General features: G+C 60.8%; 10 protein-coding genes and 1 rRNA gene. 7 read left to right on the forward strand and 4 right to left on the reverse strand.

Annotated elements, in window-relative coordinates; translation table 11 throughout:
- Positions 1 to 302: 302 nt before the first annotated feature.
- On the reverse strand, positions 303 to 1,070 hold the full coding sequence (locus AC1DWA_RS32215) for a DeoR/GlpR family DNA-binding transcription regulator (RefSeq protein WP_029254353.1): 768 nt from the start codon (positions 1,068 to 1,070) through the stop codon (positions 303 to 305).
- Positions 1,071 to 1,097: 27 nt separating this feature from the next.
- Positions 1,098 to 3,338: a 4-hydroxythreonine-4-phosphate dehydrogenase PdxA gene (gene pdxA / locus AC1DWA_RS32220; protein WP_477848207.1), complete on the reverse strand. Its 2,241-nt coding sequence runs from the start codon at positions 3,336 to 3,338 to the stop codon at positions 1,098 to 1,100.
- 212 nt (positions 3,339 to 3,550) lie between these two features.
- On the opposite strand from pdxA, the gene AC1DWA_RS32225 reads away from it, so the two are divergent.
- From AC1DWA_RS32225 to AC1DWA_RS32255, 7 genes are read left to right on the forward strand one after another with little or no spacing between them, the layout of a single operon-like run.
- Positions 3,551 to 5,128 (forward strand): ABC transporter substrate-binding protein, encoded by a 1,578-nt coding sequence (locus AC1DWA_RS32225; protein WP_007732494.1) that lies wholly within the window; start codon positions 3,551 to 3,553, stop codon positions 5,126 to 5,128.
- Positions 5,129 to 5,132: 4 nt separating this feature from the next.
- Positions 5,133 to 6,137: an ABC transporter permease gene (locus tag AC1DWA_RS32230; RefSeq protein ID WP_007732496.1), complete on the forward strand. Its 1,005-nt coding sequence runs from the start codon at positions 5,133 to 5,135 to the stop codon at positions 6,135 to 6,137.
- The gene (locus tag AC1DWA_RS32235; protein WP_019746660.1) at positions 6,137 to 7,084 is read left to right on the forward strand and encodes an ABC transporter permease; all 948 of its coding nucleotides are present in this window, start codon (positions 6,137 to 6,139) and stop codon (positions 7,082 to 7,084) included. The genes AC1DWA_RS32230 and AC1DWA_RS32235 overlap by 1 nt, the downstream gene beginning before the upstream one ends.
- Before the next feature lie 3 nt (positions 7,085 to 7,087).
- Entirely contained in the window at positions 7,088 to 7,921 is an 834-nt protein-coding gene (locus tag AC1DWA_RS32240) for an ABC transporter ATP-binding protein (protein WP_024488052.1), read from the forward strand.
- The gene (locus AC1DWA_RS32245) at positions 7,918 to 8,784 is read left to right on the forward strand and encodes an ATP-binding cassette domain-containing protein (protein WP_051253226.1); all 867 of its coding nucleotides are present in this window, start codon (positions 7,918 to 7,920) and stop codon (positions 8,782 to 8,784) included. Before AC1DWA_RS32240 ends, AC1DWA_RS32245 begins: the two co-directional genes overlap by 4 nt.
- Positions 8,784 to 9,743, forward strand: a complete 960-nt coding sequence (locus tag AC1DWA_RS32250; protein ID WP_021334655.1) for an aldo/keto reductase — start codon at positions 8,784 to 8,786, stop codon at positions 9,741 to 9,743. The genes AC1DWA_RS32245 and AC1DWA_RS32250 overlap by 1 nt, the downstream gene beginning before the upstream one ends.
- Before the next feature lie 34 nt (positions 9,744 to 9,777).
- Complete coding sequence (locus AC1DWA_RS32255) at positions 9,778 to 10,539, forward strand: HpcH/HpaI aldolase family protein (RefSeq protein WP_019746656.1); 762 nt, start codon at positions 9,778 to 9,780, stop codon at positions 10,537 to 10,539.
- 62 nt (positions 10,540 to 10,601) lie between these two features.
- Here AC1DWA_RS32255 and AC1DWA_RS32260 read toward each other — a convergent pair whose 3' ends face one another.
- Both AC1DWA_RS32260 and rrf read right to left on the reverse strand, forming a co-directional pair.
- Positions 10,602 to 12,026, reverse strand: coding sequence for an aldehyde dehydrogenase family protein (locus tag AC1DWA_RS32260; protein ID WP_477848212.1), 1,425 nt, complete (start codon positions 12,024 to 12,026; stop codon positions 10,602 to 10,604).
- Between the two features lie 403 nt (positions 12,027 to 12,429).
- Positions 12,430 to 12,546: ribosomal RNA gene (gene rrf, locus AC1DWA_RS32265) — 5S ribosomal RNA — on the reverse strand.
- Positions 12,547 to 12,566: the final 20 nt, after the last annotated feature.

A 12,566-nucleotide genomic window follows, 5' to 3' on the forward strand; every position in this document is an offset into this window, starting at 1 on the left:
ACATTCGGGGAAGAACTGAAGAACTGGAGGTGAAGCACAACCATACACGATGGAAACTACTTCGAAATTTGGTCAGGCACTTCGTACAACCTCGTGTCACTCGCCGTGAAGGCGGGAGTCGGTGTCCGTGTCGCTCTGACTTGGAATAAGTTACGCGTCCGCCGAAGTCTTTGCCAAATCCACAGGTCAGAGACTCGGAGGTATCCATTTCCCCAGCAAGATTGCCCGTTTCAGTCGATTTTCACCAATTCGGACATCATGTGACGCCGGACACCGTGGCCGGATCGGCACGCAGCGGGAACTCACACCACTTGGACTCGGATACCTGCATCCTCGAACAACGCGACTTGCTTTGCGTCTACTGCAGCATCGGTAACCAGCACGGCCCCCGGCGGTATCGGCGCCCACGCATGGAAAGGACGTTCACCGAGCTTGGCGGAGTGGGCGAGTATGTAGACCTCGCCGGCACGTTCGATCATCATTTCCTTGAGCCGGGTCTGATCGAGCTCAGCTTCACAAATACCCAGGTCAGCGGTAACCGCATCGGCACCGAGGAATGCCTTGTCAAACGACACCCGCTGCAGCGACGCTTCTGCCAGTGGCCCGACGAATCCTTGACTGAGCTGCCTCAGCGTCCCGCCGAGACATTCGACTCGAACACCATCAGCGTCGGCTAACGCCTCGAGCGCCGTCAGCCCTGCAGCGATCACCGTCAAATTCGTCACGTGACGTAAGAACTCTCCCATCGCTCCGACGGTGGTACCTGCATCAAGGAGCACGGTTTCTCCGGGCCGGACCTGCTCAGCAGCCCATTCGGCGATGCCCCGTTTGGCGTCGAATCCCTCCATTGCGCGTTGACGCAAGGAGGATTCCGGATGAGGGTTGAGAGCAATCGCCCCGCCGTACGTTCGAGCAATTACTCCCTGGGCAGTCAACTGACTCAGGTCGCGACGAATCGTAGATGCAGTCACCCCGAATTGGACAGACAGATCCTCGACACTGGCCAGACCGCTGGTGCGAGCGAGCCTCGCAATCTCCGACCGCCTCGCCTCCGACTCCCGGATGGCCATCGCTCCTCCCCCTACAAACCCTGGTGCTTACTTGGAAACGAATGTGCTGGTTGCCAATTCGGCCGCCTGCCGCAGCGCTTCGACCATACTACCGGCCTCGGCGATGCCCTTACCTGCAATGTCGAAAGCGGTTCCGTGATCGACGGAGGTACGGATGACAGGTAACCCGACGGTGATGTTGACGCCGGCCTCGATCCCGAGAACCTTGACCGGGCCGTGCCCCTGATCGTGGTACATCGCAACGATCAAGTCGTAGTCCCCACGTCCAGCGAGGAAGAATGCCGTGTCCGCCGGCAGTGGGCCGTGGACGTCGATTCCTTCTGCCTTCAAGAGTTCGACGGCGGGAATGATCTTCTGCTCTTCCTCTCCGTACCCGAAAAGCCCGTTCTCCCCCGCATGCGGGTTGATCCCGCACACGCCGATTTTCGGAGATGGATTGCCCGTGCGCACCAAAGCTTCGTGACCTCGACGAATGGTCCTCTCGACCAGGCCGGGCTCGATCCTGGCAACTGCATCGAGCAGTCCGATGTGAGTGGTCACGTGAATCACTTTGAGCTTGGGGGTCGACAACATCATCGACACCTCCTCGGTACCGGTCAGGTGCGCAAGCAATTCCGTGTGTCCGGGATAGATGTGTCCTGCCGCATGCAGCGCTTCCTTGTTCAGCGGCGCCGTGCAGATCGACTGGACTTCACCGCGTACGGCGAGTTCGCTTGCGACGCGGATATATTGATAGGCCGCATCCCCCGCGACTGCCGACAGTTCACCCCAGGCGAGATCCTCGGGTAGCAAGTCCAGGTCGATGACGTTGATCCGTCCATCGATGAATTCAGCATCCTTGATCTCCTCGATCGCGACCACGTCGACGTCGATTCCGAGCACCGTGGCAGCCAATCGCAAACGCTTCGCGTCGCCGACAACAACAGGGCGGCAACGCTTTCTCGTTTCGGCGTCGAGGAGTGCGGGGACGATCACTTCCGGTCCGACGCCGGCGCCGTCGCCCATCGTGACAGCAATCAGCGGCAGTGGAGTGGATTCGATTGACATGGGATTGACCTCGTTGTCTGAAGGTGGACTGTCCGGAGCGTCGACCGGGATGGGGCGCGCGAGAAACTTCGTTATAGAGAAAAGACTGTGTGCATTCCCGAAACTGCCTGGCCGCGTGACGATGTACCGTCCGGTGTGGTCGACGGAAAGTACGGCGCCGTGTTCAATTTCGTAAATCGGTGACAAAGTGTCGATCCGCAGGCGGTCGAGAACGCTGCGCGCGGTTTCGCCACCGGTAAGAACCAAGTCGATCGGGTACTCGCCGTGGGAGAATCCTGCATCGACGGCAGCGATCAGATCGGCGAGAGCCGAAACGAGATGGACGGATTCTGCAGGCACGACAGGTCCACTTACCGAAACCACGACGTTTCCGCGATCCAGTGCGTTCAGAATCGGAAGCGGATCGACCGAATGCGCCAGGAGTTCAGCACTGTTCACTTCGATATGGTGCGCACCTGAATCCCGAAGCAATTCCACTTGGTCCCCGGCAGACGCATCCGCCGTCCCCACAACCACCAAAGTAGATCGAGAATCACGAAGAGATGGACGCACGACGGGTGACTGCTCGGTTCGTCGTCGTGCCACTGCCGTCGCGAGCGCCGAGGTTCCTACCAATCGAGAACCCCGAACCTCCTGTGCTGCAGCCACAATCAGTTCCAGATCACTGTCGGTCTCGACGTCGCAGATCGCCACCGACCCGGCTTCTGAGATCGACGCAAGAACCTGGCTCAACCGCCCGGAGCGAATGTCGTCCAGCGATACGCCAGAAGTAATTGCCGACGAGCCGAGCGCCTCCGCAATCGACCGAGGAGCCTGCTTCGACTCCGCGCGCCACAGGTCGGTGGCGTGCAACGCAACCCCATCTACCAACACCACCCCGCCTTGCACCGTGCGCCCTTGCCTGGGCAGTCCGGCGGCGACGATGACCGGGGATCCGTCGCGGGAGAGTTCTCCAACCTCCGCCGCTATGTTGCCCCTGAGCAGGGAATCGATCTTCTTGACGATCTCGGAGCCGTCAGACGATTGCAGAACTGATCTCACGTCACGAGAGGCTCTAGCGGGGTCGGATCGCCGTGAGTGCAGATCGAAAACCGTCACTCCTGATCCGTCGGGCGCACCTGGGCCGAGTCGAAGCGATATGCCCGAACTGCGGAGCAGAAATCCTGCGGCCGACTCCGCGGCTCCGGAAAGATCATCAGCGATGATTACCAGTGGTTTCATCGAATTCCTCGACCCCCTTTCGGTCTGAATCGAGTATGCACAGCATCGCAACCGATGCGCGAAGTACGCAATCGAAGTTACGGGACTTGCGCGAAGTGCGCAACAGTGCCATTGTGAGCTGAGTTACAAGCGAGAGCCCGACGCGATTGTTCACCAACAGTCCGCTCGGAGCGTCGCCCCCACGCTGCCCCGTCAGGATCGAAAGGTCACCGATGACCAATACTCGTTTGCGAACACCACAGCTCTCCCGGCGATCCTTTCTGCAGTTCACCGGGCTGATCGGTGGCGCAACGCTTCTGGGCACGACTGCCGCGTGCGCCGGCCCTACCGGGAAGCCGACACAGGACACCCTGGTGCTCGGGCTCAACCGTTCGCTCGTCAGCCTCGACAACAAACTCAATCAATTCGACGCAGCAGTCACGGCTCAACGTGGCGTCAGACAAGGTCTCACCCGGATCGGCGACAATCTGACACCGCAACTCGTTCTCGCTGACAGGTTCGAATCGACCGGCCCGACCGAGTGGACGGTTCGACTCCGCGAGGGCATCCGTTACTCCGACGGCACACCTGTGCTGATCGACGACGTCACGACGGCAATGCAGATGTACCAGCAGGTCAGCGGTTCGTTTGTCGCACCGCAGTTCCCCGAGTGGCCGACGGTCGTCCCCATCGACGATCGCACCTTCATCCTTCGGACGAATTCCCCGGTGCCGGTTCTGGACTCGCTCATGTCCAACATCTTGATCACCCCGGCCGCTGCCAACGAACCCAACGAACTGCAGAGCGGAATCGGGTCTGGACCGTTCGTCGTCAGCGAATCGAACCGGGGCACCGGCGATTACACACTTGTCGCCAATGACAACTACTGGGGCCCGGCCCCTGGCGTTCGTCGTGTTCAGGTCCGCTTCATTCCCGAAGAGGCCGGCCGCGTCGTCGCACTTCGGAGCGGCGAGGTCGACGTCATCGACTCGATCAGTCCCGATTCCGCCGAACAACTCGCCGACCTGCCTGGTGTCCAGGTGGACACAGTGCCGAGCACACGCATCAACCAACTGTTCTTCAACTTCCGCAAGCCCGCCGATCACCCACTGTCCAATCCGCGTGTCCGAGAAGCTCTCACGTATGCCATCGACGGTGAGTCACTCGCTCGGGACGTGCTGATCGGATCCGCAGTCCCGGCCACCGGCCCCGCACCGTCGACCTTGGACGGAGCCGTGAAAACCGGTACTTACCAATATGATCCACGGAAAGCGCGGCAGATGCTCGAGGCCGAAGGCGCCGACGACCTCGAACTCACCTTCATCTGGGAAACCGGAGAGTTCACCAACGACGTCTCGGTGATGGAATCGGTACTCGAAATGATGAAGGCCGTGGGAGTACGCGTCAAACTCCAGCAGTTCGAACCGGGCGGTGACATCTCGTCCTGGCGCCAGGGCAAGACCGGCGACTGGGATGTGCTGGGCAACGGCTACGGCAACCAGACCGGACTTGCACTGACCACGTTGCAGGGGATGTACGCCGGCACAGCGGAGAAGGAAGCAACTCGCGACACCTATCACGGGTACGTCTTCCCCGAAATCACCGCGAAGATCCAAGCCGCATCCAGTGAACCAGACCCGACCAAGCGCGCCGCTCTACTCGACGCCGCACAACAAGACATCTGGAACACCTGGCCTTGCCTGTGGAGCTTCGTACCCAACGCACTCCTTGCGAAACGCACTCGTGTACAAAATGTTTCACTGACCCCGATCAACTCCTACGACCTCGGCGCCGTCCGATTGGAGGCCTGAGGCGATGACTCTCACCGCTCCGAAACCGCAAACCGCTCTCGGTATCTCTCCGCGTCGGCGCACAAGGATCAACCCGACCGTCAAATACGTGCTCAAACGCTTGGCACAGAGCGCCTTGACGATCTTCCTCACGCTCACAACAGTGTTCGTCCTGATCCGAATGGCTCCCGGCGATCCTGCCTACGCCTTGGCCGGACCGCTGGCCAGCACGGAGGATCTAGCACAAATCCGTGCTGACATGGGCTTGGACAAGTCGGTGTTCTCTCAATACCTGATCTACCTGTGGGACCTGGTCCATCTGAATCTCGGCACGTCGTACTCGTTCCAGGCGCCGGCCATGGACGTTGTCCTCGGCCGTCTCCCGTACACCATCACCCTTGCCGTCAGCTCCATTCTGTTGACCGCCGTGCTCTCGATTCCGCTGGGCGTGTGGATGGCCCGTCACGCGGACACCCGACGCGAACTCGGTGCGAACGTCGTAGCCGTCGGCGGGCAGTCCATGCCGGAGTTCTGGAGCGGCCTGATGCTGGTGACGATCTTCGCGGTCTTGATCCCAGTACTCCCGGCAGCCGGTTTCACCACATGGCCGTCGTTGATCCTGCCTACCGTCACCATCGCCATCCTTCAGATCGCGTTGATCTCCCGGATGGTTCGACGCGAAATGGTCTCGGCCTTCGCTTCTCCGTACATCACGGTCGCACGTTCTCGCGGAGTATCCGAACGCGAACTCACCTGGCGATATGCGATGCGTAATTCTGCGATTCCGATCGTCACCGCGCTGGGCACCAGATTTGCCGGAATGCTGAACGGCGTCGTGGTGGTCGAAGTCGTGTTCGCCTGGCCTGGTGTCGGCTCGCTGGTGGTCCGTGCACTCGAGACTCGCGACTACCCGCTCATCCAGGCCACCGTGCTTGTCACTGCGGTTCTCGCCGTGCTCGTGCAACTGGCAGTGGACCTCCTCTACCCCCTCCTGGATCCACGCGTGCGACTCGGAAAGGGCGCCAACTGATGACTACCGTCTTGGAACCTCCAACAACTCCACGCGCCAGCGCGGTCACCGAGGCAGACTTCGCACGCGCCGGAGCCACGCGCCGTAAGCGAGACAGCCGAGTCAAGATCTGGGCCGGCTCGATCTGCGCGCTCCTGGTGATTCTTCCTGTTGCATTGGCGGGACTACTCCCCCTTGCAGATCCGAACCAGACCAACCTGAGCAGTCGACGGCTACCGCCCCTCACCGACGGCCATCTGTTCGGCACCGATCAGTTGGGACGAGATCTCCTCTCACGGATCCTGCACGGCGGCCAGGTGTCTCTGACGATCGGTATTCTCGCCGTGATCGTCTCCGGGGTCATCGGCATAGTCGCCGGATCCGCCGCGGGGTACTTCGGCGGCTGGGTCGACACCGTCATCTCCCGCCTACTCGAAGCACAGCTTTCTCTGCCTCTGCTGATGATGCTGCTTCTCGTCGTTGCGCTGTTCGGTCCGTCCATTCCCGTCATCACGTTTGTCATCGCGATCGCGCAGTGGCCCGAGGTCGCACGGTTGACTCGCTCATTGGTACTCGTCGAACGCGAAAAGCCTTACGTAGCTGCAGCTCGAGTCCTCGGACTTACTCGCATGGCAATTCTGCTTCGTCACGTCATTCCGAACATCGTCAAGCAGGCCTCGCTCGTCGTCCTGCTGCTGCTCGCGCAGGCCGTACTGCTGGAAAGTTCGTTGAGTTACCTCGGCGCCGGACCGCAACGTCCGTTCGCAACGTGGGGACGAATCATCGCCGACGGCCAGGACTACATCACCACGTCATGGTGGATCGTCACGTTGACCGGTCTGATGATCGTGCTACTGGTCGTCGGAGTGAACCTACTCGGCGACGGCCTGCGCGATCGTCCTGCAGGTTCGAAACGACTGGGCGCAAGCCTGTTCGGGCGTGGCAACGCCCAGAAAGCAAAGGCGTGAGACATGGGCAATCTACTACGGGTCGACGACCTCCAGATCGAACTTGTCACGGCGAATGGCGTCATCCGAGCCGTCGACGGGGTGTCCTTCTGCATCGACGCCGGTGAAACCGTCACCATCATCGGTGAATCCGGCTCCGGAAAGTCGACCACGGCCATGGGAATCCTCGGGCTGCTTCCGGACGATCTTGCCGTTCTTTCCGGGAAAGCCGTGTTCAAAGGCCAGGACATTCTCGGAAACACGAAGATCTTGAACGATATTCGTGGAAAACACATCGCCCTCATCCCCCAGGACCCGATGACGGCTCTGAGTCCCGTCCACACCATCGGCAGCCAACTTCGAGAAGCAGTGCGCCACAGCGGTGTGACCGCGAAGAAGCAACAAATCGAGCGGGCAGTGCAACTGCTCGAGCAGGTACGCATTCCGTATCCGGATAAGCAACTCGACAAGTACCCGCATCAACTGTCGGGTGGAATGCTGCAGCGCGTCCTCATCGCCGGAGCTCTTGCTGCCGGCCCCGAACTGATCGTGGCCGACGAACCCACCAGCGCATTGGACGTCACCGTTCAGGCCGGGATTCTGGATCTATTGCTCGAATTGCAGGAACGCACCGGGATCGGAATGCTGGTCATCACCCACGACCTCGGAGTCGCCCGACTCGTATCCGATCGCATCTACGTGATGAAGGACGGACGTTTTGTCGAGACCGGTAGCGCCGACGTTCTCGTCGACTCACCGCAAAGCGCCTACACACAAAAGCTTCTCGACGCCATACCGCACCTGGGGCCTTGGGATGGCGACCCCGCCCGTTCAACACAGATCGGAGCCTCGGCATGAACCCCCACGAAACGCCACTTCTCGCCGTCGAAGATCTCGTTGTCGAGTATCCGGTTCCCGACGGAGTTTTCCGAGCCGTGGATGCTGTGAGCTTCTCGGTGGAAAAGGGCAAGACCCTGGCCATCGTCGGCGAATCCGGATGTGGCAAGTCGACAATCGCTCGATCTATCGTCCGACTCCTCACACCGACCAGTGGACGCATTCTCGTCGACGGCAATGACATCGCGCAGATGTCGGAGAAGTCACTGCGCCCCTTCCGCTCTCGCGTTCAAATGGTGTTCCAAGATCCGTACGGATCGCTGGACCCCCATCTGACTGCCGAGGACATCATCGGAGAACCACTGCGCCTCAAAGGTGTTCGGAGCAAGTCTGAACGCGCCAAGGCAGCAGCAGAACTCGTCGATCGCGTTGGCCTGCCCAACTCGGCACTACACCGGCGTCCGGCAGAGTTCTCCGGTGGCCAACGTCAGCGCATCGGAATTGCCCGTGCACTTGCCAGCGGACCCGAGATCCTGGTCTGCGACGAAGCGACCAGCGCTCTCGACGTTTCGGTGCAAGCGCAGGTACTCGCGCTCCTACGTGAAATTCAGACCGATACCGGTCTGACGTACGTTTTCATCTCACACAACTTGGGCGTCGTCCGAGAAATCAGCGAGACCGTAGTCGTGATGTCGAAAGGAGCCATCGTCGAATCCGGTTCCACAGAAACAGTTCTCGCCAGTCCGCGCGAGCCGTACACCCGCGCACTACGAGGCGCTGCTCTCGATCCCACCACCATGGTCGGCATCAAACCACGCCACGTGGTGGCAGCCCTGTCCAAGAACTTGCTAGCCAAGCAGACCGAATCACGAGGAGTTGCCTGATGACCGCCCCACTCGAGCTTCCGAAACTGGTGCTCGGCACTATGACCTTCGGAGATACGGTCGACATATCGGGTGCCGGATCGATGCTCGACGCAGCACTAGGCGCCGGTATCTCTCACATCGACACGGCCAACGGCTATGCGGGCGGTGAGTCCGAGCGCATGCTGGCAAAGCTCCTCCATGGCCGACGCGATTCCGTCACTCTGGCCACCAAAGCAGGAATGCCACACCCCGATGCCGGTGACAACAGCCCACTCTCGGCAAAGGGACTCCGAGCAAGCATCGAAGGAAGTCTGCGCAGACTCGACTCGGACTACGTCGACCTGTTCTATCTCCATCAGCCGGACCGAACCGTCACGCTGACCGAAACTCTTACCACCGTCGCGGAACTGGTTGCCGAGGGCAAGATCCGCACACTCGGCGTATCCAACTTTGCCGCGTGGCAAATCAGTGAAATCAACTACACCGCAGACACAGTCGGTGCTCCGCGACCGATCGTCGCACAACAGCTCTACAACTTGCTCGCGCGTCGCATCGAAGAAGAATACGCAGAATTCGCGGACGTGACCGGACTGACCACCATGGTCTACAACCCACTCGGTGGGGGCCTGCTCACCGGGCGCCACACCTTCGAGGAAAACCCCGTCGACGGCCGATTCGGCGACTCCCGTCTTGCGTCGATGTACAAGGAGCGATACTGGAACACACAGATCTTCGACGCCATTGCACAACTGACGGCGATCGCGGAACAGTCGGGCATCTCCCTGACCGAGCTTGCGTTGCGCTGGCTGGTCAGCAAGCCCGTCGCCGGATCGCTGCTCCTCGGAGGATCCAAAGTTACGCACCTCGAATCCAATATCGCGGCCATCGGGCGAGGTCCACTCGACGCCTCGACCGTCGAAGAGTGTGACCTAGTCGGTGCCGCCCTACGAGGCCCCATGCCCAACTACAACCGCTGAAACACCCGACCTTCATCAGGAAGAGTTCTTCACTATGTCAGCACAGGAATTCGCCGCACGTATCCGAGGACGCGAACGCATTCTCGGATACTGGTCCGTCATCGACAGTCCGGTCTCGACCGAATGGATTGCGCACGTCGGCTGGGACTACATTGCCCTCGACATGCAGCACGGCCTGATCGGCTATTCGGGGATGGTCGCCGGGCTCACCGCCATCGACTCGTCACCGTCCACTGTCGGGATGGTGCGCGTCGAGGCAAACAATCCGACGCCCATCGGCCGTGCACTCGACGCGGGCGCTGTGGGCGTCATCGTTCCGCTGATCAACAACGCCGAAGAGGCAGCGGCCGCCGTGGCAGCCGCCAAGTATCCGCCTTTCGGCATCCGCTCCTACGGACCCATGCGGTCGCAACTCCGTATCGGCCCCGTTCCCGCCGACGCGAACCGCGACACCGTTGTATTTGCGATGATCGAGACCCCACAGGGTCTGGCGAACGTCGAAGAGATCTGCGCAGTGCCCGGTTTGGACGGCGTGTACGTCGGGCCGTCCGACCTACGAATCGCCGTCGGCGGTAAGCACTCCAACGATCCGGACGTCGCCGAGGAATTCGAAGCAGCGCTCACCCGGGTGCGCGAAGCTGCCGCCGTCAGCGGAGTCGCTGCGGGAATCCACACACCTTCCGGTCAGGTTGCGGCACAACGGCTCGGGGAGGGCTACACGTTCGCGACCGTGGCCTCGGACCTGACACATCTGGCGAACATCTCGGCTCAGCATTTGGATGCCGCCAAGTCCTGATCCGGGTACAAAATGGCGATGCTCCCGCACTTGGTACGGGAGCATCGCCATTCTCGAACAAACTATCGCTGAATTGCCTTGATCTCGAGGAACTCTTCGAGCCCGAACGTGCCGGCCTCGCGCCCGACGCCCGACTGCTTGTACCCACCGAACGGAGCATTCGTGTTGAAGGCGCCGCCGTTCACCTCGACTTGCCCGGCCCGCAGTTGCCGGGCGACGCGATCCGCGCGATCGGGGTCACCTGACCAAACGCCACCGGCCAGTCCGTACTCGGTGCCGTTGGCGATCCGCACTGCGTCGGCCTCGTCTTTGTAACCCATGATCGAGAGGACCGGTCCGAAGATCTCCTCGCGCGCAATGGTCATGTCTTCGGTCACGTTCGCGAACACCGTCGGACCGACGAAATATCCACTGGCCAGACCGGTTTCGCGACCGTCGACAACCGCGGTGGCACCTTCCGACACACCCTTCTCGATGTATCCGCGAACGCGTCCCAGCTGATTCGCGTTCACCAGAGGACCAAGCACCGAAGTCGGCAGAGTCGGATCACCTACCGGGAAATGAGCGGCGACCGCAGCAGCAATTGCCGCTGCCTCATCCACCTTCTCTGCGGGAACCAACATACGCGTCAGCGCCGAACAGGTCTGGCCCGAATTGATGAAGCACTTTGCGACGCCATCCGTGACAGCCTTTTCGAGATCGGCGTCGTCGAGAATGACGTTCGCCGACTTGCCGCCCAGCTCGAGCGAGACCTTCTTGATGGTGTCCGCGGCAACGATGGCCACTCGCTTGCCTGCCCGAGTCGATCCGGTGAAGGAGACCATGTCGACCTCAGGGTGGCCGGCGATGGCTTCACCCACTACCGGGCCGTAGCCACTCACCAGGTTGAATACACCTGCAGGCAAACCAATTTCGTCGAAGATGTCAGCGAGAGCGTACGTGATGAGTGGCGCAACCTCGGTCGGCTTGAGAACCACGGTGCAGCCCGCGGCGAGCGCACCGCCGACCTTCAAGACAACTTGGTGGAGCGGGAAGTTCCAGGGAGTGATGGCGCCGACAACACCCGCAGGTTCGCGAACAATCAGCGAATTCCCGACCTCGTGAGCGTCGAAATCATAAGTGCGAGCCAATTCCGCAAATGCATTCAAATTCGCGAGCGGCATTCCGATTTGCACGGGCTTCGCGAATCCGATCGGCATTCCCATATCCTGCGAAACAAGCGCCGCAAGATCATCGGTGCGTTCGGCAATTATCGCCGCGGCCTTGGAAAGATATTCGGCGCGCTCACCGCCGGATAGTGCAGACCAGGCAGGGAACGCCTTTCGTGCTGCCTTCGCGGCCGCGTCGACATCTTCGACAGTGCCTTCGGCGACAGTTCCTATCAGCTCTTCGGTAGCCGGATTGAGAACGTCGATCCGACCGCTGCCAGTGGATTCGATCCAGGCGCCATCAACATAGATTTTGGTGCGGTCGAGAATATCGGTCATCGAAGCCTCCGTAGTCATCACGCGTGCACAGGTGAGGTGGGCCCGATCACACGGGGCACCTCTTCCGAGCCTAGCCACGCTCGACGGGTTCCGTGGCAGGTTGGTGTCGCGATTGACCGTCGACTGACGAGACCTGTGGTGAGCGCAGGCTTTTCGCGGATCGTGTAACCGTACCGTTGCCCTCGCTGAAGAGGGTGAGAGTGTCGTTCACTCGATCCCGGACGGGGTGGTGAGCCGGCCGTGCTCCCGCTCGTGATGGTGTGAACGGGGCGTTGGGTCGATCTGAGGCGACGAATGTACCGTTCGCTCGATCCGGGGGGTGCCGGCGACGGGATGTTTCGGGGTGTTTTGGGTACGAGAAAGCCCCCCAACCATCACTGGTTGGGGGGCTTCTCTACATTGTGTTCGGCGGTGTCCTACTCTCCCACACCCTGTCGAGTGCAGTACCATCGGCGCTGAAGGGCTTAGCTTCCGGGTTCGGAATGGGACCGGGCGTTTCCCCTTCGCTATGACCGCCGTAACTCTATGAAACTGTCACAG

This window comes from Rhodococcus sp. P4_F3_2, assembly GCF_056401335.1.